At 63.7% G+C, this 22185-nt stretch carries 21 protein-coding genes; 14 read left to right on the top strand and 7 right to left on the bottom strand.

What is annotated here, in order from left to right:
- Positions 1-9: 9 nt before the first annotated feature.
- Entirely contained in the window at positions 10-285 is a 276-nt protein-coding gene (locus tag IB235_RS01095) for a DksA/TraR family C4-type zinc finger protein (RefSeq protein WP_192334880.1), read from the top strand.
- Here IB235_RS01095 and IB235_RS01090 read toward each other — a convergent pair whose 3' ends face one another.
- From IB235_RS01090 to IB235_RS01075, 4 genes are all read right to left on the bottom strand, one after another.
- Positions 286-1257 (bottom strand): beta-ketoacyl-ACP synthase III, encoded by a 972-nt coding sequence (locus tag IB235_RS01090; protein WP_192334877.1) that lies wholly within the window; start codon positions 1255-1257, stop codon positions 286-288.
- Entirely contained in the window at positions 1257-2381 is a 1125-nt protein-coding gene (plsX, locus tag IB235_RS01085; protein ID WP_155037762.1) for a phosphate acyltransferase PlsX, read from the bottom strand. The genes IB235_RS01090 and plsX overlap by 1 nt, the downstream gene beginning before the upstream one ends.
- Positions 2382-2394: 13 nt before the next feature.
- Positions 2395-2601 (bottom strand): 50S ribosomal protein L32, encoded by a 207-nt coding sequence (gene rpmF / locus IB235_RS01080; protein WP_155037761.1) that lies wholly within the window; start codon positions 2599-2601, stop codon positions 2395-2397.
- A gap of 302 nt (positions 2602-2903) precedes the next feature.
- A complete protein-coding gene (locus IB235_RS01075) occupies positions 2904-3722 on the bottom strand; it encodes a sulfotransferase family protein (RefSeq protein ID WP_192334875.1) in 819 nt (272 codons plus the stop codon).
- Positions 3723-3858: 136 nt separating this feature from the next.
- On the opposite strand from IB235_RS01075, the gene IB235_RS01070 reads away from it, so the two are divergent.
- Together IB235_RS01070 and IB235_RS01065 are read left to right on the top strand one after the other, a co-directional pair.
- Entirely contained in the window at positions 3859-5436 is a 1578-nt protein-coding gene (locus IB235_RS01070; RefSeq protein ID WP_192334872.1) for a DUF5928 domain-containing protein, read from the top strand.
- A gap of 17 nt (positions 5437-5453) precedes the next feature.
- On the top strand, positions 5454-5828 hold the full coding sequence (locus IB235_RS01065; protein WP_155037758.1) for a histidine triad nucleotide-binding protein: 375 nt from the start codon (positions 5454-5456) through the stop codon (positions 5826-5828).
- A 3-nt stretch (positions 5829-5831) separates the two neighbouring features.
- On the opposite strand, the gene IB235_RS01060 is transcribed toward IB235_RS01065, so the two are convergent.
- On the bottom strand, positions 5832-6788 hold the full coding sequence (locus IB235_RS01060) for an ABC transporter ATP-binding protein (protein ID WP_155037757.1): 957 nt from the start codon (positions 6786-6788) through the stop codon (positions 5832-5834).
- A gap of 69 nt (positions 6789-6857) precedes the next feature.
- On the opposite strand from IB235_RS01060, the gene IB235_RS01055 reads away from it, so the two are divergent.
- From IB235_RS01055 to IB235_RS01045, 3 genes are all read left to right on the top strand, one after another.
- Positions 6858-7046, top strand: coding sequence for a zinc-finger domain-containing protein (locus IB235_RS01055; RefSeq protein WP_155037756.1), 189 nt, complete (start codon positions 6858-6860; stop codon positions 7044-7046).
- 191 nt (positions 7047-7237) lie between these two features.
- A complete protein-coding gene (gene polA / locus IB235_RS01050) occupies positions 7238-10042 on the top strand; it encodes a DNA polymerase I (protein WP_192334869.1) in 2805 nt (934 codons plus the stop codon).
- 102 nt (positions 10043-10144) lie between these two features.
- The gene (locus tag IB235_RS01045; RefSeq protein ID WP_192334866.1) at positions 10145-11074 is read left to right on the top strand and encodes a cation diffusion facilitator family transporter; all 930 of its coding nucleotides are present in this window, start codon (positions 10145-10147) and stop codon (positions 11072-11074) included.
- A gap of 3 nt (positions 11075-11077) precedes the next feature.
- Here IB235_RS01045 and hemN read toward each other — a convergent pair whose 3' ends face one another.
- The gene (gene hemN, locus IB235_RS01040; RefSeq protein WP_192334863.1) at positions 11078-12433 is read right to left on the bottom strand and encodes an oxygen-independent coproporphyrinogen III oxidase; all 1356 of its coding nucleotides are present in this window, start codon (positions 12431-12433) and stop codon (positions 11078-11080) included.
- A gap of 51 nt (positions 12434-12484) precedes the next feature.
- On the opposite strand from hemN, the gene fnrL reads away from it, so the two are divergent.
- Positions 12485-13234, top strand: coding sequence for a transcriptional regulator FnrL (fnrL, locus tag IB235_RS01035; protein ID WP_155037752.1), 750 nt, complete (start codon positions 12485-12487; stop codon positions 13232-13234).
- A gap of 12 nt (positions 13235-13246) precedes the next feature.
- On the opposite strand, the gene IB235_RS01030 is transcribed toward fnrL, so the two are convergent.
- A complete protein-coding gene (locus IB235_RS01030) occupies positions 13247-14080 on the bottom strand; it encodes a universal stress protein (RefSeq protein WP_155037751.1) in 834 nt (277 codons plus the stop codon).
- Positions 14081-14315: 235 nt separating this feature from the next.
- Between IB235_RS01030 and ccoN the strand changes: the two genes are divergently transcribed.
- The 7 genes from ccoN to IB235_RS00995 all read left to right on the top strand — a co-directional run bounded on the left by ccoN (position 14316) and on the right by IB235_RS00995 (position 22182).
- Complete coding sequence (gene ccoN / locus IB235_RS01025) at positions 14316-15935, top strand: cytochrome-c oxidase, cbb3-type subunit I (RefSeq protein ID WP_192334861.1); 1620 nt, start codon at positions 14316-14318, stop codon at positions 15933-15935.
- 9 nt (positions 15936-15944) lie between these two features.
- Entirely contained in the window at positions 15945-16670 is a 726-nt protein-coding gene (gene ccoO, locus IB235_RS01020; RefSeq protein ID WP_155037749.1) for a cytochrome-c oxidase, cbb3-type subunit II, read from the top strand.
- Positions 16671-16679: 9 nt separating this feature from the next.
- Positions 16680-16880 carry a cbb3-type cytochrome c oxidase subunit 3 gene (locus tag IB235_RS01015; protein WP_192334859.1) on the top strand — a complete coding sequence of 67 codons (201 nt, stop codon included), beginning with the start codon at positions 16680-16682 and terminating at the stop codon, positions 16878-16880.
- Positions 16880-17914 (top strand): cytochrome-c oxidase, cbb3-type subunit III, encoded by a 1035-nt coding sequence (gene ccoP, locus IB235_RS01010; RefSeq protein WP_225612009.1) that lies wholly within the window; start codon positions 16880-16882, stop codon positions 17912-17914. Before IB235_RS01015 ends, ccoP begins: the two co-directional genes overlap by 1 nt.
- A 155-nt stretch (positions 17915-18069) precedes the next feature.
- Complete coding sequence (ccoG, locus tag IB235_RS01005) at positions 18070-19527, top strand: cytochrome c oxidase accessory protein CcoG (RefSeq protein WP_192334857.1); 1458 nt, start codon at positions 18070-18072, stop codon at positions 19525-19527.
- On the top strand, positions 19527-19991 hold the full coding sequence (locus tag IB235_RS01000; protein ID WP_192334855.1) for a FixH family protein: 465 nt from the start codon (positions 19527-19529) through the stop codon (positions 19989-19991). The genes ccoG and IB235_RS01000 overlap by 1 nt, the downstream gene beginning before the upstream one ends.
- A gap of 1 nt (position 19992) precedes the next feature.
- Positions 19993-22182: a heavy metal translocating P-type ATPase gene (locus IB235_RS00995; RefSeq protein WP_192334853.1), complete on the top strand. Its 2190-nt coding sequence runs from the start codon at positions 19993-19995 to the stop codon at positions 22180-22182.
- Positions 22183-22185 lie beyond the last annotated feature (3 nt).

Here is a 22185-nt window from a genome sequence, read left to right as displayed (position 1 = left end):
GAGGATGCGATGGCCGGAGGATGGGCCCGTGACGACGCGGTAAACGACCAGATCGATGTCTCGACTCGCGAGGCGATCGAGCGGATGCGACTGCGCAATGCGCGCCGCGCGCATACTGAGAGCGCTGAATTCTGCGAGGAATGCGATGAGCCGATCCCCCAGGCCCGGCGTGAGGCCATGCCGGGGGTGCGGCTTTGCGTGGCCTGTCAGTCGGGCCATGACAAGGAATGGCGTCCGGCGGGCGGGATCAACCGGCGCGGATCGAAGGATTCGCAGCTGCGCTGATTACCAGCGCAGCACGACCGAGCCCCAGGCCAGCCCGCCGCCGATTGCCTCGGCGACCAGAATCTGACCGGGCTGGAACTTGCCCTGCGAATTGCCGACCGAAAGCGCCAGCGGGATCGAGGCGGCCGAGGTATTGCCGTGATCGGCGACCGTCAGCACGACCTTTTCCATCGGCAGATGCATGCGTTTGGCGGTGGCTTCGATGATGCGCAGGTTGGCTTGATGCGGAACCAGCCAATCGATCTGCTCGGGGGCAATTTCGGCCAGATCCAGCGCGTGATGCGCGGTATTGGCAAGCTTTTCAACCGCGTGGCGGAAGACCAGATTGCCCTGCATGCGCAGATGACCCGCCGTCCCGGTCGAGGCCACGCCGCCATCGACGTAAAGCAGCTCGCGATACTGGCCGTCGCTGTTCAGATCGGTGGCAAGGATGCCGCGATCTGCCGAGGTGCCGTCGCCTTCCTGCGCCTCAAGGATGACCGCGCCCGCACCGTCGCCAAACAGCACGCAGGTGCCGCGGTCGGTCCAGTCCATGATGCGGCTGAAAGTCTCGGCCCCGATCACGATGACGCGGTTGGCCTGACCCGAGCGGATCATGGCATCGGCATTGGCCAGCGCAAAGACGAAGCCGGCGCAGACCGCCTGAACGTCAAAGGCAAAGCCGCGCTTCATGCCCAGACCGGCCTGAACCATGGTCGCGACCGAGGGGAAGGTGAAGTCGGGGGTCGAGGTTGCCACGATGATCGCGTCGATCTGGTCCACATCCATGCCAGCATTGGCCAGCGCGGCTTTCGCGGCGGCAATGCCAAGATCGCTGGTGCGCTGGTCATCGGCTGCGAAATGGCGTCGCTCGATACCGGTGCGGGTGCGAATCCATTCGTCGCTGGTGTCCAGCTTGTCCTCGAACCAGCTGTTCTCGACCACACGTTCGGGCAGGTAATGGCCCGTACCCCGGACAACAGCGCGCCGCATCAGGATGTCCCCTTGTGTTCTGCGTGTTTTTTGCCGGTTGCTCCGGCATGTTCTGGCGTGATCGAATGCGCGACACGCGCTGCAAGCCGCTCGTGGAAGCCGGACTTGCCCAGCTGGAAGGCCAGCTTGATCGCGGCCGAAATCCCGGTCTCATCCGCCGAACCGTGGGATTTCACCACCGTCCCGTTCAGACCAAGGAATACGCCGCCATTGACGCGGCGTGGGTCGATCCGCTTTTGCAGCCGCTTCAGCGAGGTCATCGCCAGAAGCGCCGCGAATTTCGACATCACGGAATTTCCGAAGGCTTCCTTGAGGAAGTCGCCGACCAGCTTGGCGGTGCCCTCGCCGGTCTTCAGGGCGATATTGCCGGTGAAACCGTCGGTGACGATGACATCGACACGGGCCGAGGGCAGATCGCCGCCTTCGACAAAGCCGACATAGTCGAAATTGCCTTCTTCGGCATTCTGACCAATCAGCTCATGCGCCTGTTTCAGTTCGGCGCGGCCCTTATGTTCCTCGGTGCCCACGTTCAACAGCCCCACCCGAGGACGGGCGAGGCCAAGGCCGTTGCGGGCATAGGATGCGCCCATCAAGGCGTAGGTCAGCAGATCCTGAGCGTCGGCCCGGATGTCGGCACCGACATCGAGCATGACGTTGAAGCCCTGCGGATTGCGCGAGGGCCACAGGCAGGCGATTGCCGGCCGGTTGACGCCGGGCAGCTTGCGCAGCCGCAGCATCGACAGCGCCATCAGCGCGCCGGTATTGCCGCAAGAAACTGCGACGGTCGCCTCACCCTTGCGCACCGATTCGACGGCAGACCACATCGAGGTGCCTTCGCCTTTGCGAAGCACCTGACTGGGCTTGTCTTCCATCGTGACGACACCGGCCGCGTCGCGAATATCGCAACGCTCGGCCAGCCCGTCGCGGCGGGCGATGAGACGCTCGAGCTCGGCCTTGGGGCCGTGGACGATGAAGCGGATCTCGGGGTTCTTTTCAGCGCTCTGTGCGATGCCGGCCACGACCGCGGAAGGTCCGCGATCGCCGCCCATGGCGTCGACAGAGATCACCACGCTGCCCTTTGATTCAGACGCGCGCGAGCCGGTCGAGATTTCCGCCGAAGTCATGTCCGAAGTCGGCTCAGGCCGCGTCTTCGTCCAGGTCGACTTCGTTGGCCTGAGCCACGACCTCACGGTCGGCGTAGTGGCCGCAGGACGGGCAAACGTGGTGCGGGCGCTTCAGCTCGCCGCAGTTGGTGCATTCGTTCGGATTGCCAGCAACCAGGGCATCGTGCGAACGACGCATGTTGCGGCGGGAGCGGGTAACTCGATTCTGAGGGACGGCCATGTCACAACCCCAAGTGGTTCGGGGGGCGGCCTCACGGCGGCCCCGGATTCTGATATCGGTTCTGGGGCGGGGCTTAGGCCAAGGACGCGTCGTCCGCAAGGCACGAAACGCTGTCTCGTGCACGGGGGCCGCGGTCCGGGTCATCCCCCGCCGGTCGAATGAACGCGCGAAAATAGCGAAATCGCGCCGAATCGCAAGGGGAATCTTGGAGAAAGGAAAGCAGCGCGGGGCACCGCTGCCTACAGCGGGGGGATTTGGGAAACAGTGAAAGGCAGGCCCCGGGTGACGGGGCCAACCGCGTGTCAGCGGCCAAGCTTGGCGTGGACCTCGTCCAGATCGACTTCAGCCTTGGGCAGCTTGTTGTCGGGATTGTCGAAGTCGTATTTGAACAGCTGGAAGTCCTTCTTGTAGATCTCCCAGATCAGATGGCGGGACAGGTCGTCGAAATAGGCGCTGACCTTATGGGCGCGTTTCGGGCCGTGACCTTCGGATTCGTTGAACTTCGGCACGTCGTTGACGTCCAGCTTGACAGGGGTGGGGGCGGCGTTCAGCACCTTCTGCATGCCCTCGTTGAACTTCTCGGTGAAGAAGATCTGGTCGTAGCGGCCGCCGTTGACGATGAAGGTCGAGATATGGCCGGACATGGCCGACCAGTGGATGTCGGGCTCCATCGGACGGCGCCAGCGGATGGTATCGCGCGCAAACAGCAGGAAGCGGCGGAAGCTGGCGACCTGGTCGAATTCGAAATTGTTCTCGGGGCTGCCGACATCGACGCCGTAGCGCTGCATCAGCTGTGGGACCAGATTGCCCCGGTAGCGCTTGCCGTTGCGCTGGATGCCCGCAATCTTGTCGAAGAACGAGGACAGGATGCGCGCATAGGGGTTGCGCACGCAGGTGAAGGTCAGCGCGCCGTGGGACTTCACCATGCGTTCGATCGGAGTCTGGCTGCCCTCTTGCGCCCATTTGTGCAGGCCATCGGTCGAATCGTGGATGTCGCCGTCGAAGTAGCGCCCATGATCCGAATAGAACATGATCTGGCCAATGGACGAGCAGGCGCATTTCGGGACGACGCGATAGACCATGCTTTCGCTTTCAGTCATCCAGGTTCCGGGAAAGCCCATATGAGATATTCCTTGTTTGCCGGTCGGGTCGGGTTGCCGACCTTGCCAAAATCGTTAGACACAGAATGCAAATCACTGGGGGAGTTTCAACCTCGTGTGGAACCTGATGGACGTGAAGAACGGACTGATGAGTTAAATGGCGCGCATTGCCTTCATTCTGCTCTGCCACAAGGACCCGAAAGGCGTGATCGCACAGGCCAATCGCCTGACCGCATCGGGGGATTACGTGGCAATCCATTTCGACGCCCGTGCCAATCCCAAGGATTTCGACGAGATCCGGCAGGCATTGGGCGCGAACCCTTCGGTGGTTTTCTCGGCGAAGCGCTGGAAATGCGGCTGGGGCGAATGGTCGCTGGTGGCGGCCACGCTGGAGGCCGTGCGCTCGGCCATCGCGACATTTCCGCAGGCCACGCATTTCTATATGCTTTCAGGCGATTGCATGCCGATCAAGTCGGCGGAATATGCCCATGCGTTTCTTGATGCCGAGGAATGCGATTACATCGAATCCTTCGATTTCTTCGAGTCGGATTGGATCAAGACCGGCATCAAGGAAGAACGGCTGATCTATCGGCATCTGTTCAACGAACGCACCCAGCCCAGGCGTTTCTATGCCAGTTTCGAATTCCAGAAACGCTTCAACCTGAAGCGACCGATTCCCGCCGATATTCAGGTGATGATCGGTTCGCAATGGTGGTGTTTGCGCCGCCAGACGATCGAGAAAGTGCTGGATTTCTGTGCAAGCCGCCCGGATGTGATGCGCTTTTTTGCCACAACCTGGATCCCGGACGAGACGTTCTTTCAGACGATCGTTCGCCATGTCGTGCCCCGCAAGGAGCTGCGCACGCGCACGCTGACCTATCTGGTGTTCACCGATTACGGCATGCCCGTCACCTTCCATAACGACCATTACGACCTGCTGATGGGGCAGAATTACCTGTTCGCGCGCAAGATCAGCCCCGAGGCGCTGCGATTGCGCGAAAGGCTGGGGGCGCTTTGGGCGGCGAAGGGCGTGCATTTCCCGATCTCGAACGAGGGGACGGGTCTGTTCCGCTTCCTGACCGGGAGGGGCCGTGTCGGGCGTCGCTTCGCGCCCCGCTTCTGGGAGACCGAGGGCAGTCTGGGACGCGAGAACTCGTTGCTGCTGGTGGTGGCCAAGAAATGGCATGTCGCCAAGCGCCTGACCGCGTCGATCCGCAAGAACACTGAAATTCCCGCCGTCGATTACCTGTTCAACGAGAACAATGCCGGTCTGCCAGATCTGGGCGGGGTCGAAACCACTGTCTCGAAACGCACCCGGCATCGGCGGGCGCTGTTGCGGTTGCTGTTCGAGCAGTTCGAATCGAACAGTCTGGTGATCTGTCTGGATCCGTCGGCGCTGAAGCTGGTCGAGGATCTGATGCAGGACAAGGCCGATACCCGCATCCTGCTGATCGATTCGGAATTCGACGACGACTATATCCGCGGCCATATCGGCCGGGTCGGGCTGGCCGGACCCGAGACGCCGCCCGAGGTCATTGACCGGCTGCTGCCCACCGTACGCGCCGATCTGGAGCATGAGGCCGAGCGTCTGCGCGATCTGGGACTGCTCGGGTTCCATTCGATCTCGCCCTGGCGCTCGCCCGAGGACAATGCCGTGCAACTGGCACGGTTCCTTGACCTCATGCCCGAGAAGGCGCGCGAACTGGCCACGACACAACATCTGTTCAGCGACTGAAGAACCCGGAGGGGCCAATGCCTGCCTATGACCCGAACAATATCTTTGCCCGTATCCTGCGCGGCGAGATCCCCAACCGCACCGTGCTGGAAACCGAGCATACGCTGGCCTTCCACGACATCATGCCGAAAGCCCCCGTGCATGTTCTGGTCATCCCCAAGGGTGCCTATGTCAGCTATGACGATTTCGCCGCCAATGCCCCGGATGCCGAGATCCTGGATTTCACCCGTGCCGTGGCGCGGCTGACGCGCGAGTTGGGCGTCGATCTGGACAACGGGCAGGGTTACCGCGCCATCACCAATGCGGGTGAGCATGGCGTGCAGGAAGTGCCGCATTTCCATCTGCACATCCTTGGCGGGCGGAATATCGGCCGGATGATCGATCCGGCCTGAGGTCTAACGGGTTGGCCGCGAGGTCAACTGAACGAAGACATCCTCAAGATCCGGGGCCTCGACTGCCAGATCCCGGATCGGAAGGTCCGCGGCGCGCAAGGCGTCGATCAGGTCATCGGTCGGAATGCGTGAGGGTGTATAGCTCATCGCAAGGCGTCCGTCGTCGCGGCGCTGGGCATGGACGCCCTCGGGCAGGGTCGGGATGGCCGTTGCAGGGCCGGTATCCACCACCAGAGTTTTCGAATCGGCACGGCCCAGCAGGGCGGCAGTGTCTTCGCAAAGCAGCAGCTCGCCCCTGTCGATGATCGCGATGCGGTCGCACATTTCCTCGGCCTCTTCGAGGTAATGCGTGGTCAGGATGATGGTCATGCCCTGCTCGTTCAGCTTGCGCACATTGCGCCACAGCATGTCGCGCAGCTGAATGTCGACCCCGGCCGTCGGCTCATCAAGGACAAGGACCTGTGGGCGGTGGACCAAGGCCTTGGCCAGCAGCAGCCGGCGCTTCATGCCGCCTGAAAGGTGGCGGGAGTAGCTTTCGGCCTGCTCGGTCAGTCCGACCAGTTCCAGCAATTCATCGGTCCAGCGCTCGCGTTTCGGGACGCCGTAAAGCCCTGCCTGCACCTCAAGGCTGGCGCGTGGGGACAGGAACGGGTCGATGTTCAGTTCCTGCGGCATGACCCCGATAGCGGCGCGGGACTGGCGGGGATTGATGTCCTGATCAAAGCCCCAGATCGTGACCTTGCCCGAAGTCTTGCGCACGAGGCCGGCCAGGATGTTGATCGTGGTGGACTTGCCCGCGCCATTCGGCCCGAGAAGACCAAAGACCGAGCCCGCCGGGACCGTCAGGTCCAGCCCCTTCACCGCCTGTTTCGGGGCGGCGCCATTTGACGCCGCATAGGTCTTGGTCAGGCCGACAATGCGGATCGCATCTGCATTTCCGGGGCTTTGGGGGGCTGGCATCGGTTCATTCCAGTCTTTATGATGGCTGCCTGTTTAAACCCGTTTGTCGTCAGAGCTCAAGGAAACGCCATGACCCTCCCGGCCCCCGAGACCCAGACTGTCACCTCGTGGAAGGTGGCTTGCGATGGAGATGAGCAGCGTGGATCGGGGCATCCGCGCGTCTGGCTGGCGATTCCGCATGACTCGGGCGAGGTCGAATGCGGCTATTGCGACAAGCGTTTCGTGATCGACCGCGAGCACGCGCACGACGATCACTGATCGGTCCTTTGCGGCAGGAAGTTTCGGACCGTCGGGGTAGACCCGGCGGTCTTTTTGCGTTTGCGCGGTTGCTGGCCTCCGGCGGGGGTATTTGAAAAACGGAGAAAGCCCGGCACCGAGCGCGGGCTTGGACACGGCCCGGCTTCATGGCAGAAGGGGGCTTTGAAAGATGCAGGAAAGGCAGCGTGGACATGACTGAGGTATTCGGCAAGGGCCATCACCTGCATCTGATCGACGGATCGGCCTTTATCTTTCGTGCCTATCACGCGCTGCCGCCGCTGACGCGGCGCTCGGACGGGTTGCCGATCGGGGCGGTCGCGGGCTTTTGCAACATGCTGTGGAAGTATCTGCAGGACGGCAAGGGGTCGGACCAGCCGACCCATGCGGCGGTGATCTTTGACCATTCCTCGAAGACCTTCCGCAATGACATCTATCCGCTTTACAAGGCGAACCGTCCCGAAGCGCCCGAGGATCTGCGCCCGCAATTCCCGCTGACGCGCGAGGCGACGCGGGCCTTCAACATCGCCTGTATCGAGACCGAGGGCTATGAGGCCGATGACATCATCGCCGCCCTGTCCTGCAAGGCGCGCGATGCCGGTGGACGCGTCACTATCATCAGTTCCGACAAGGACCTGATGCAGCTGGTGGGCAATGGCGTCGGCATGCTTGACCCGATCAAGGGCAAGGATATCGGCCCCGACGAGGTGCGCGAGAAATTCGGCGTCGGCCCGGAGCGTGTGGTCGATGTCCAGGCCTTGGCCGGGGATGCGGTCGACAACGTGCCTGGCGCACCGGGGATCGGGATCAAGACCGCAGCCCAGCTGATCCAGGAATATGGCGATCTGGAGACGTTGCTGGAACGCGCCTCCGAGATCAAGCAGCCCAAGCGCCGCCAGACCCTGATCGACAATGCCGAGCAGATCCGCATCTCGAAGCGGCTGGTGCAGCTGGATTGCGACACGCCGCTGGAATACGGGCTGGAGACGCTGGAGCTGCGCGACCCGGATGCGGATGCGCTGATCGAGTTCCTGAACCGGATGGAGTTCCGCACGCTGACCACGCGCGTGGCGGATCGCTATGGCGCGGAAGCGCCCGCCGTCGTCGCCGAGAAGCCCGCATCGGCCGCGGTGGCTTTCGAGCTGCCGCCCATCGCCCGCAGCCACTATGTCATCATCCGCGATGAGGCGACGCTGGCCGAATGGGTCGCGGAAATTGCCGCGAAAGGTGTCGTTGCCGTCGACACCGAGACGACGGGTCTGGATGAGATGGTGGCCGATCTGGTTGGCGTCTCGCTATGCACGGGTCCGGGGCGGGCAGCCTATCTGCCGCTGGGCCATGTCAGCGAAGGAGCGGTGGGCGATCTGTTCGGTGGTCCGGTTGCCGCCGAGGGGCAGATGCCGATGGAACGCGCGCTGGCCATGCTGAAGCCGGTGCTGGAGGACCCTGCGGTCCTGAAGATCGGGCAGAACATCAAGTATGACTGCAAGATCCTCGCACGGCTGGGGCTGAACGTCGCGCCGATCGAGGACACGATGCTGATGTCCTATGCGCTGAATGCGGGCGACCACAATCACGGCATGGATGAATTGGCCGAGCGCTATCTGGGCCATGTCTGCGTGTCGATCAAGGAACTGATCGGCTCGGGCAAGGCGCAGATCGGCTTTGCGCAGGTTCCGGTCGAGAAGGCCGCCGAATATGCCGCCGAGGATGCCGAGGTAACATGGCGGCTGTGGCACCACTTCCGCCCGCGTCTGGGGCGCGAGCGGGTGGCCACCGCCTATGAGACGCTGGAGCGGCCGATGGTGCCGGTGCTGGCCCAGATGGAGATGGCGGGCATCCGCATCGATGCCGACCACCTGCGCCGCATGTCGAGCGCGTTTTCCCAGAAGATGGCCGCGCTGGAAGAGGAAATCCACGGGCTGGCCGGTGGCCCCTTCAACGTCGGCAGCCCCAAGCAGCTGGGCGAGATCCTGTTTGATCGCATGGGCCTGCAAGGCGGCAAGCAGGGCAAGACCGGAGCCTATTCGACCGGGGCTGACGTGCTGGAGGATCTGGCAGCCGAAGGCCATGACCTGCCGGCGCGGGTGCTGGACTGGCGCGGCATCTCGAAGCTGAAATCGACCTATACCGATGCGCTGCCTTTGCATGTGAACGCCGAGACCGGGCGCGTCCATACCAGCTATTCGATCACCGGGGCGCAGACAGGGCGGCTGGCCTCGACCGATCCGAACCTGCAGAACATTCCGGTCAGGACCGATGAGGGGCGGCGTATCCGCGAAGCCTTTGTCGCCGGGACGGGGATGCGGATCGTCAGCCTCGACTACAGCCAGATCGAGCTGCGTATCCTGGCGCATGTGGCCGCAATTCCGGCGCTGAAGCAGGCCTTCCGCGAGGGGATCGACATTCACGCCATGACCGCCAGCCAGATGTTCGGCGTCCCGGTCGAGGGCATGGACCCGATGGTCCGCCGCCGGGCCAAGGCGATCAATTTCGGCGTCATCTACGGCATTTCGGGCTTTGGTCTGGCGCGCAATCTGCGCATTCCCCGCGCCGAGGCGCAGGCCTTTATCGACACCTATTTCGAGCGCTTCCCGGAAATCCGCGCCTATATGGATCGCACCGTGGCCGAGGCGAAGCAGGACGGATTCGTGCGCACGCTGTTTGGCCGCCGCATTAAGACGCCGGGGATCAATCAGAACGGTCCTGCTGCCGGTGGCGCGCGGCGTGCGGCGATCAACGCTCCGATTCAGGGCGCGGCCGCGGACATCATCCGCCGCGCCATGATCCGCATGCCCGAGGCGATCCGCGATCTGCCCGCCAAGATGCTGCTGCAGGTCCATGACGAACTGGTCTTCGAGGTCGAAGAGGGCGCGGTCGATGCGCTGATCGCTGCGGCGAAGGGCGTGATGGAAAATGCCGCCGAACCTGCGGTGAAGCTGGACGTGCCGCTGATTGTGGACGCCGGTATCGGCGCGAACTGGGCCGAAGCGCATTGAACCGGCGGTCGCGCCTGTCATTGGCGCGGCTGGGGTATTTGTGAAACGATGAGATCCGGGGTTGGCGCCCGAGGACCGGGCGTCCCTGCAGGAGGCTTGCGGATGGCGCATCATCACGAGGGTCACGATCATGCCGGGCATGGTCACAGTCATCTGCCCTCGGGGGTGGGAGACGGGGCGATCCTGATCGCGGTGATCGTCAATCTGGGTCTGACTGTGGCCCAGATCGCCGGGGGTTATATCGCCGATTCGACGGCGCTGATCGCGGATGGGGTGCATAACCTCTCGGATGCGATGGCGCTGGTGCTGGCCTTTGGTGCGCGCAGGTTGGCGCGGCGTCCGGCCAGCCCGGCGATGAGCTTTGGCTGGAGCCGGGCCGAAATCATCGCGGCCTTCGTGAACTACATCGCGCTGATCGCGGTCTCGGTCTGGCTGGGGATCGAGGCGCTGGGCCGGTTGTTCGACCCGCCTCAGGTGCAAGGCGGGCTGGTCATGGCGCTGGCAGCGCTGGCGCTGGTGATCGATCTGGCGACCGCGGCGCTGGTCTGGCGCGCCTCGCGCGAAAGCGTGAACATCCGCGCGGCGTTTCTGCATAATCTGGCGGATGCGGCGGTCTCGGTCGCAGTCATCTTCGGTGGCTTGCTGATCTGGGCCCTTGGCTGGCAGATCGCCGACCCGATCCTGACACTGGCGATTTCCGTCGTGATCATGTGGCATGTGGTTCGCGAGTTGAGCCCGGTCATGCGCATGCTGATGCTGGCTGCACCGGACGGGGTCGATCATCAGGCGGTCGAGGAATCCTTGCGTGCCGTTCCCGGCATCGACAGCGTCCACCACATCCATATGTGGCAGATCGATGAGCGCCGCATCGCGCTGTCAGCGCATCTGGTGATGGGGCCGGATGTAGACGCACCCGGTGCGGTCCGCTTGGCCAAGGCCATGCTTCGTCGCGATTTCGGCATCGATCACGCCACCATCGAGACCGAGCGGCAGGGCGATCCCTGCGGTGACCATGCGCATGATCACCATTAGGCGTCAGATCGCCGTGGAATGCCCCGATGCGGCCATGTCGTAAGCGTCGAGCATCCGCGCGATCATGCGGGTAAGCGCACGGCCCTGCGGCGGAATGCGCAGGCCCCGATCGTCGACATGCACCATCATGCCGAATTGCCGCGAAATCGGGGCAAAGACCTGTGCCAATGTTTCGGGGGTAAAGCCGTGGTCGCGGATGAATTCATCGGCGCGGATCTCGAAGTCGCACATCAGCGCCTCGATCATGCGGGCGCGCCAGATATCCTCGGCCGAGAAAGCATGGCCCCGCGTGGTCGAGAAGCGCCCGTCGCGGATCGCGCCGACATGGCTGCCGGTCGCGGGCGAGTTCTGCGCATAGCCCTGCGGAAAGCGCGAGATCGACGAGGCGCCCAGACCGATCAGCACATTGGCCTGATCGTCGGTATAGCCCTGGAAATTGCGGCGCAGCCGACCGGCCTGCTGTGCCTCGGCCAGCCCGTCCGAGGGGCGGGCGAAGTGGTCGATGCCAATTTCGTCATAGCCTGCGTCCAGAAACAGCTCACGCGCGACCTCGAACAGGCGCAGCCGCTGATGCGGGTCGGGCAGCGTTTCCGACGGGATCATCACCTGCCGCTTGGCCATCCACGGCACATGGGCATAGCCGTAAAGCGCCACACGGTCGGGGTTCAGCGCGATCAGCTGCTCGACCGTGCGCGAGATGCGCCACGGGTCCTGATGCGGCAGGCCATACAGGATGTCGGCGTTCAGGCTGGCAATGCCACGGTCGCGGATCATGTCGATGGCGCGCTTGGTGATGTCGTAGCTTTGTTCGCGGCCGATGACCTTCTGGATTTCGGGGTCGAAATCCTGCACCCCGATCGAGGCACGGGTCAGCCCGGCCTCGGCCAGGGCATCCATGCGGGTCTCGTCGATCTCATTCGGGTCGATCTCGACCGAGAACTCCGCGCCATCGGCCAAAGGGAATTCCGACAGAACCGCGCCCGCGACCGTGCGGATCACGTCGGCGGGCATCAGGGTCGGCGTACCGCCCCCCCAATGCAGGCGCGAGAGCTTTACCCCCGGCGCGAGCGAGGCCTTCAGCAACGCCAATTCGTCCAGAAGGGTCTGGGCATAGGCGCGCACCGGGTCCTCGGATTGGGTGCCCTGAGTGCGGCAGGCGCAGAACCAGCACAACCTGCGACAGAATGGCACATGCATATAAAGCGAGATCGAATCCCCCGCCGGAATGGCCGAAATCCATTCCCGAAATCGCGATTCCCCAATGGAATTGCTGAAATGCGGGGCCGTGGGATAGCTGGTATAGCGAGGGACGCGTGCGTCGAACAAACCCAGCCGCTGAAGTTGCGATTGCTGTTCCATATGTCTATCTTGGTCTAAACCACGCCCCTCTTCCTTGATGCAGATCAAATCATGCCGCACGACCTGGCCTTCCAATCGTCGCAGCAAGCCTGTGATGTCTGTCCGATCCGCAGTCGGGCGGTCTGTGCCCATTGCGAGACCGATGAGCTCGCCGATCTGGAGGGCATGAAATACTATCGCAGCTTCGAGGCCGGGCAGGTCATCGTCTGGGCGGGCGACGGCATGGATTTCGTGGCCTCGGTTGTTTCGGGCATGGCCGGACTGACCCAGCAGCTTGAAGACGGGCGCACCCAGATGGTGGGGCTGCTGCTGCCCAGCGATTTTCTGGGACGGCCGGGGCGGCAGATCGCGCCCTATACCGTCACCGCCACCAGCGAGATCGTGCTGTGCTGCTTCCGCCGCAAACCCTTCGAACATTTGCTGGCGCAATCGCCGCATTTGTCGGGCCGCTTGTTGGAAATGACGCTGGACGAGTTGGACGCAGCACGCGACTGGCTGCTGCTTCTGGGCCGCAAATCGGCGCGGGAAAAGATCGCCTCGCTTCTGGTCATCCTTGCCCGGCGCGAGGCGGCCTTGGCACGGCAGCGGCCCAAGGGCCGTTTCGCGGTGGAATTGCCGCTGACTCGTGAGGCTATGGCCGATTATCTGGGGCTGACGCTGGAAACGGTCAGCCGCCAGATGAATGCCCTGAAACGCGAAGGTGTGATCGAGCTGGAGGGCAAGCGCCGGGTCGTCATTCCCGATTTCGAAGCGCTGGTCATCGAAAGCGGTGACGACTCCGACGGCGGCCTGCCCAGCTAGATCGCCCGCGGCCTAGCGCGCCATGAAGACCGGGACCGTGGCTTTCTCCAGCATATTGCGCGTGGCACCGCCCAGAATCGCCTGACGAAAGCGCGAATGGCCGTAAGCGCCCATCACCACCATATCTGCGCCGATCTCGGTGGCGCGGCGGTTGATGATCTCACTGATCTGGGGCAGCGTGCGGGCCAGAACGGCGATCTCGGCCTTGACGCCCTGACGGGTCAGCATCTGGCACAGCGCCCCGCCGGGGTCCGAGCGTTCGGGACCATTGGGTGAGGGATCGATCACCGTGATCTCGACCTGCTCGGCGGCCTGTAGCAGCGGCATGGCGCGGCGGACGGCCACCATGGCCTCGCTCGACTGGTTCCACGCGATCAGGATCTTCTTGCCGAAGGGCTCGCGCAGGTGGCCCGGCACGATCAGCACCGGGGCCGAGCCTTCGAACAGCGCGGCTTCGGTGATCGCCTCGGCATCGGGGGGCGCGTCCTTGCCATAGGGCTGACCCATCACCACCAGATCGGCATAGCGCGCGCGCATGCCGACCAAGGTGGACAGCCCGCCCATCTGGGCCACCGCCGAATCAACGGCCCAGCGGATATCCTCGGCATGCAGGCGGTCGCGGACCTTGTGTTCCAGCGCCGCGGCTGCCGCCATCGCCTGATCGATCGACTCCTGGAACACATAGGCCGATGCCCCGGCATAGTAGTAGCCGCTTTGCGTGTGGTCGATCCCAAGGCAGAACGCGTCCAGATGGCCTTCCTCGCGGCGGGTCATGGCGATGGCGGATTCCAGCTGTTCGTGCTGGGCCTCGCTCGTCATCACAGTCAGAATGGATTTGTACGGCATGGTCGCTCCTTTCCCCCGCGTATGACGCGGCGTCGTGATGCACCGGACTTTGGCATGTTCCGAATTTCATGTCCGGTATTTTTCCAAGTTTACACAGCTTTGCGCGGCGAAGGTTGACGCAGATCAAAGTAGCGTGAGAGGCTTCCCGCGTAGCTTCATTCCGTCAGGCCCGCGGACGGACGCGAGACGGCGTGCAATTTGCGCCCCTGACCGAGCAGGAAGGGACCAGAATCGCATGTTGGATACCGTCAAGCTGATCGTGCTGGGGGTGATTGCGGTGCTTGCCGCGATCGCCGCCAACTGGGCGCGGCCCGATGATCCGGCCTATATCGTCAACGCATTGATCATCATGCTGGTCGCGGGTTTCATGTTCATCCGCGTGCTGCGCCAGATGGGCAATGAACAACCCTCGCTGGAACCCCACCCCGAGACCGAATATTTCGACGGTGTCGTGCGGGCGGGGGTGATCGCCACCGCCTTCTGGGGTGTGGTCGGCTTTCTTGTCGGCGTGGTCATCGCCTTTCAGCTGGCCTTTCCGGCGCTGAACCTGAGCGAGATCACCCATGGCTACACCAACTTCGGCAAGCTGCGGCCGCTGCATACATCAGCGGTGATCTTTGCCTTTGGTGGCAATGCGCTGATCGCAACCTCGTTCTATGTGGTGCAGCGCACCTCGGCGGCGCGGCTCTGGGGCGGCAATCTGGGCTGGTTCGTGTTCTGGGGCTATCAGCTGTTCATCGTGCTGGCGGCGACCGGCTATATCCTTGGTGCGACGCAATCCAAGGAATACGCCGAGCCGGAATGGTATGTGGACTGGTGGCTGACCGTGGTCTGGGTCGCCTATCTGGCGGTATTCCTTGGCACGATCCTGAAGCGGCGCGAGCCCCATATCTATGTCGCGAACTGGTTCTACCTGTCCTTCATCGTGACCATCGCGATGCTGCATATCATCAACAACCTGTCGGTTCCGGTCAGCTTCCTGGGCAGCAAATCCGTGCAGCTGTTCTCGGGCGTGCAGGATGCGATGACGCAATGGTGGTATGGCCATAACGCGGTGGGCTTCTTCCTGACCGCAGGCTTCCTTGGAATGATGTACTACTTCATCCCCAAGCAGGCCGAACGCCCAGTCTACAGCTACAAGCTGTCGATCATCCACTTCTGGGCGCTGATCTTTCTGTATATCTGGGCCGGTCCGCACCACCTGCACTATACGGCGCTGCCCGACTGGGCCTCGACCTTGGGCATGGTCTTTTCGATCATGCTGTGGATGCCCTCATGGGGGGGCATGATCAACGGGCTGATGACGCTCTCGGGGGCATGGGACAAGCTGCGCACCGATCCGGTGCTGCGCATGATGGTCGTTGCGGTCGGCTTCTATGGCATGGCGACGTTCGAAGGGCCGATGATGTCGATCAAGGCCGTGAACTCGCTGTCCCATTACACCGACTGGACCATCGGACACGTGCATTCCGGCGCGCTGGGCTGGAACGGCATGATCACCTTTGGCGCGCTTTACTACCTGACGCCCCGGCTTTGGGGCCGGGATCGGCTGTATTCCAACGCGCTGGTCAGCTGGCACTTCTGGCTCGCGACCATTGGGTTGGTCCTTTACGCGGCCTCGATGTGGGTCTCGGGGATCATGGAGGGGCTGATGTGGCGCGAGGTCGACGCGCAAGGCTTCCTGGTCAACGCCTTTGCCGACACCGTGGCCGCGAAATTCCCGATGAACGTGGTGCGCGCGCTGGGCGGGGTCCTATACCTGACCGGTGGGGTGATCATGTGCTACAACCTCTGGGCCACGGTCAATCGCCAGCCCAAGACGCAGGCGACCACCATCGCCGTCCCGGCCGAGTGAGGACCGATCATGGCAATCCTTGAAAAGCACAAGATCCTTGAAAAGAACGCCACGCTGCTGCTGGTCTTTTCCTTCATCGTCGTCACCATCGGCGGCATCGTTCAGATCGCGCCGCTGTTCTATCTGGAAAATACCATCGAGAAGGTGACGGGCGTGCGTCCCTACACGCCCTTGGAACTGAAAGGCCGCGACATCTATGTCCGCGAGGGCTGCTATGTCTGCCACAGCCAGATGATCCGCCCGATGAGGGATGAGGTCGAGCGCTACGGCCATTACAGCCTTGCCGCGGAATCGATGTATGACCACCCGTTCCAATGGGGTTCCAAGCGCACCGGACCGGATCTGGCGCGGGTCGGCGGGCGCTATTCGGACGAATGGCATATCGACCACCTGACCAACCCGCAGGCCGTGGTGCCGGAATCGATCATGCCCGCTTACGGCTTCCTGCATGACCGGATCATCGACCCCTCGAACATGCGCGAGCGGCTGTCGACCGATGCCGTCGTGGGCGTCCCCTATAGTGACGAGATGGTCGAGGCCGCCATCACCGACTTCCGTGCGCAGGCCGACCCGGATGCTGACGCCTCGGGACTTGAGGAACGCTATCCCGGCGCGCAGCAGCGCAATTTCGACCGCCGCGCTGGCGTATCGGAAATGGATGCGCTGGTGGCCTATCTGCAGGTGCTGGGCACGATGGTCGACTTTTCGACCTTCGAGCCGGACCCGAACAGGTAGGGGGCGGGGATGGAGCATTATTCCTTCCTGCGTCAGCTGGCCGATAGCTGGGTGCTGGTGGTTCTGGTCCTGTTCTTTGTCGGGACCATCCTGTTCGCGTGGCGGCCGGGCTCGCGCCCGCTGCATCGCGACGCCGCCGAAAGCATCTTCCGCAATGAGAAAAGCCCGGCCCTTGAGGGGCAGCCCGAGGGCCCAGAGGAGGTCAAGTGATGGCCGACACGGATGACGAACACACCAGCCCCAAGAATCCTGACAACCGGATCGAGCTGGAGCGCGTGGCCGCCGACAAGACGCATGAGGCGCAGATCGCCGCCGACCCGCCGCTAGGCCCCGATGGCGAGCCACTGCACAAGCCCGGCAGCACCCGCGTCGTGCGCGACCGCAAGGGCGCGCGGGTGGTGGTCGAGGTGCCCTCGACCGGCCATAGCTGGGACGGAATCGAGGAATACGACAACCCTCTGCCGCGCTGGTGGCTGTGGACCTTTTACGCGACCATCGTCTGGGCGGTCATCTACATGTTCCTTTATCCGGCGATCCCGATGGTGACGCGGGCGACCCAAGGGTTGCTGGGAACCAACAACCGCGCCGAGGTCGCCGCCGACATCAGCCGCTTTGCCGAGGCCAATGCGCCGATTCAGGCCCGGCTGGTCGAAACCCCGCTGGAGCAGATCGCCGCCGACCCGGAACTGGCGAATTACACCCCAAATGCGGGTGGGGCGATTTTCCGGACATGGTGCGCGCAGTGCCACGGCTCGGGCGCGGGTGGGGCCACGGGCTATCCCTCGCTTCTGGACAATGACTGGCTGTGGGGAGGCTCGCTTGAGCAGATCTATGCCACCGTCCAGCACGGTATCCGCGATCCCAAGGATGGCGACACCCGCTATTCGGAAATGCCGCGCTTTGGCACCGACGGGATGCTGGACCGGACCCAGATCCGGCAGGTCGTGAATCATGTGCTGGAACTGGGCGGCAAGCCGCATGATGCGGCGATGGCGGCCGAAGGCGCGACGATCTTTGCCGACAATTGCGTGTCCTGCCACGGCGAGGACGGCAAGGGCGACCGCGAGCAGGGTGCGCCGGACCTGACCGACGCGGTCTGGCTCTATGGTTCGGACGCGGCCACGATCACCCGCATCGTGCATGACGGCCCCTTCGGCGTCATGCCGGCATGGTCGGGCCGCCTGTCCGAGGCCGATATCCGCGCCGTTGCCTCTTATGTCCACGGACTTGGCGGCGGCGAATGAATCCTGATCCGCGGCCCGGCAACGGGCTTCGGTGGTACCGGTCCCCGGACTTGCGCGTTTCCCCGGGGACCGGTGCCTGAATTCCAACTGCTGCGCTCGGTTCGGACGCAGATTCAGGCGCAAACCATCCGGTCGCGCGCCTTGAGGAGCCAGACATGTCGCAATCCGACATCGACCCGCCACGACTTTATGCCGCCCGCGAACCGATCTTTCCCCGGCGCGTCCACGGCTGGTTCCGCAATCTGAAATGGATCATCATGGCGGTGACGCTGGGGATCTATTACATCACGCCCTGGATCCGCTGGGACCGGGGTCCGCATCTGCCGGATCAGGCGGTTCTGGTCGATCTGGCCAATCGCCGCTTCTTCTTTTTCTGGATCGAGATCTGGCCGCATGAATTCTATTTCGTGGCCGGGCTGCTGGTCATGGCGGGGCTGGGGCTGTTCCTGTTCACATCCGCATTGGGCCGGGTCTGGTGCGGCTATACCTGCCCGCAGACGGTCTGGACCGATCTTTTCATCCTGACCGAGCGTTGGGTGGATGGCGACCGCAATGCCCGGATCCGCCTGTGGAACGCACCTTGGGACGCGCGCAAGCTGCGGCTGCGGCTGACGAAATGGACGATCTGGCTGATCATCGCGGTGATGACCGGTGGCGCGTGGATCTTCTATTTCACCGACGCGCCGACGCTGCTTGGCAACCTGTTTACCGGGCAGGCGCATCCCGTCGCCTATATCACCATGGGGGTGATGACCGCGACGACCTTTGTCTTTGGCGGCTTCGCACGCGAGCAGATCTGCATCTATGCCTGTCCCTGGCCGCGCATTCAGGCCGCGATGATGGACGAGGACACCCTGACCGTCGCCTATCGCGACTGGCGGGGTGAGCCGCGCGGCAAGATCGCCAAGGGTGAGGCCACGCGCTCGGATGGTGGGGACAAGGGCGACTGCGTAGATTGCATGGCCTGCGTGAACGTCTGCCCGATGGGCATCGACATCCGCGACGGGCAGCAGATGGAATGCATCACCTGCGCGCTGTGCATCGACGCCTGCGACGACGTGATGGACAAGATTGGCAAGCCGCGCGGGCTGATCGACTACATGGCGCTCAAGGACGAGACCGCCGAGCGCGCGGGCGAAAAGCCCAAATCCGTGCTGCGCCACATCCTGCGGCCACGGACGCTGTTGTATTTCACGCTTTGGGCCGGGATCGGGATTGCGCTGATTGCCGCGCTGTTCATGCGCTCACCCTTTGATCTGAACGTGACGCCGGTGCGCAATCCGCTTTACGTGACCATGGCCGATGGCGCGGTCCGGAACACCTATGTCCTGCGCCTGCGCAACAAGCAGGGGGCGAAGCACGAGTTCCGCGTCTCGGTCGCGGGGCCGGATGGCACGGCGCCGCAAGGGGCGGTGCTACTACTGGAAGGGCTGACCGACACCACCATCCCGGTCGAGGCCGACACCACCCACAGCCAGCGCATCTATCTGACCGCCGCGCCCGGTTCGGATCTGGCAGAGGGCGGGCAGGCCGAACTGACCCTTTGGGTCGAGGATGCAGGCGACGGCGTGAAATCCAGCATCGACACGGTATTCCACGGAAGGGGCGAATGATGAGCGGGCAACTGACCGGCCGGCATGTGCTGGCGATTACCCTTGGGGCCTTCGGGACCATCATCGCGGTCAATGTATTCATGGCGATCAAGGCCGTGGGCACGTTTCCGGGGCTGGAGGTCGCGAACAGCTATGTCGCCTCGCAAAGCTTCGATCATGACCGCAACCTTCAGCAGGCTTTGGGATGGGTGGTGACGCCCGAATATGACGGGCGCGAAATGACCCTGTCGATCCAGGATGCGCGCGGCAATCCCGCCCCGGTCGAAACGCTTGAGGTGACGGTGGGCCGCCCGACCTATGTCAAGGACGACCTGCATCCGCGCTTTACCTATGAAGGCGGGGTCTATGTTGCGCCGATGGAGTTGGCTTCGGGGGTGTGGAACATCCGCATCCGTGCGACCGCCCCTGACGGGACCGAGTTCCGCCAGCGCATCGACCATTATCATGGCAGCCGGGTGAAGTAAGATGAGCGACGCGACACTTCACGACGCCCGGCTCTCGGCCTGTCCCGCCTGCGACGCGGCCCCGCTCGCGCAGCGCATCGCCGGACGGGGCGGGGCCGAGGACATCATCCTGTCCCTGCCGACCATCCATTGCGCGACCTGCATTTCCGATGTCGAACGTGCGCTTCTGGCCCATCCCGGCGTGCGTGAGGCGCGGGTGAACCTGACCCTGCGCCGCGTCACTGTGGACGCACCCGGCCTTGCTGCGCCGGAGCTGATTCCCGTGGTCGAGGCCGTGGGCTATGAGGCGCATGAACTGGACCCCGCAGCGCTGAGCGCATCCGCCGCCGACCGGCAGGGCCGCGACATCCTGATGCGGATCGGCGTGTCGGGCTTTGCGATGATGAACATCATGATCCTGTCCGTCGCCGTCTGGTCGGGTGCGGCGGATGCCACCCGCGATCTGTTCCATTTCCTCTCGGGCGCGATCGCGCTGCCGACGGTGGCTTTTGCCGGGCAGCCGTTTTTCTCCAGCGCGGCGCGGTCGCTTCGGGCGGGGCGGCTGGGGATGGATGTGCCGATTTCGTTGGCGCTGATCCTTGCCAGCGCGATTTCGGTCTTTGAAACGCTGCATTCCGGTCATCACGCCTATTTCGACGCGGCGGTGATGCTGTGCTTCTTTTTACTGGTCGGGCGCTATCTGGATTACCGCACCCGCGCCGTGGCCCGTTCCGCCGCCGAAGAGCTGACCGCGCTGGAAGTGCCCCGCGCCTTTCGCCTGACCGCAAGCGGGGATGAGCCCGTCCCGGTTTCGGAACTAATCCTCGGCGACCTGATCCGCCTGCGTCCCGGTGCCCGCGTTCCCGCCGATGGCGAGATCATCGAAGGCGCCAGCGAGATCGACCGCGCCCTGCTGACCGGCGAAAGCATCCCGGTTCCCGCCGCGCCCGGCATGGCGCTGTCCGCCGGAGAGGTGAACCTGACCGGCCAATTGATCCTGCGCGTGACGGCGGCGGGGCGGGACAGTTCGCTGGCCCGGCTGACGCAACTGGTCGCGGCGGCGGAATCGGCGCGGGGGCGCTATACCTCGCTGGCCGAGCGTGCCTCGCGGCTTTATTCGCCCATGGTGCATCTGCTGGCCTTTGCCAGCTTCCTTTGCTGGTATCTGGCGACCCATGACCTGCGCCGCGCGGTGAATATCGCGGCGGCGGTCTTGATCATCACCTGCCCCTGCGCACTGGGGCTGGCGGTCCCGGCGGTGGTGACGGCGGCCTCGGGGCGGCTGTTCCGGCGCGGGCTGCTGATCAAGGACGGGACGGCGCTGGAACGGTTGGCCGAGGTCGATACCGTCGTTTTCGACAAGACCGGGACCCTGACCATGGGCGTGCCGCAACTGGTCTCGCTTGATCCGCTGCCGATGGAGCAGCGCCCCATGGCTTTGGCGCTGGCGCAGGCCTCGTCGCATCCGCTGGCGCAGGCTTTGGCGCAGGCGCTGATTGCGGTGGGAACGGTGCCCGCCGTGCTGGGCGATGTTCGGGAACAGCCGGGCAATGGCGTCTTGGCCATGATGGGGGACACTCAGGTCCGTTTGGGTCGTGCGGAATGGTTGGGGGCCAGTCATGGCGATGCCACCATGTCCGCAACATGGTTCCAGTTTGCGGACATGCCTGCAACCCGTCTGGATTTCGTCGATCGCCTGCGCCCCGGAGCCGAGGAGGCCGTTACGCAAATTCTGGCCAGCGGTCGTCGCGTGGTGTTGCTGTCGGGCGATGCCGAACCAGTGGTGCGCGATCTGGCCGGGCGGCTTGGCATTGCGGAATGGCAGGCCGATGTTTCGCCCATGGCCAAGGCCGACCGGGTCGGCGCCTTGGCGGATGAGGGATGCCATGTGCTGATGGTGGGCGATGGGCTGAACGATACGGCGGCGCTCAGCATGGCGCATGTCTCGCTGTCGCCCGCTTCGGCGCTGGATGCTGCGCGGACAGCTTCGGATATGGTGATGCTCGGGAATGACCTGAGCCCAGTGCCCGAGGCATTGACGGTTGCCCGCAAGGCCCGCGCGCGCATCAAGGAGAATTTCTCGATCTCGGTCCTTTACAATATCGTCGCCGTGCCCTTCGCGATTGCGGGCTTTGCCACGCCGCTGATGGCGGCGCTGGCCATGTCGCTCAGCTCGATCAGCGTTACGCTGAACGCGCTGCGGTTGCGCTGAAAG

Source organism: Paracoccus sp. PAR01, assembly GCF_014851995.1.
Lineage (GTDB): Bacteria > Pseudomonadota > Alphaproteobacteria > Rhodobacterales > Rhodobacteraceae > Paracoccus > Paracoccus litorisediminis.
The sequence above is the reverse complement of the archived record's forward strand: the minus strand, read 5'-3'. Positions and strand labels throughout refer to the sequence as shown.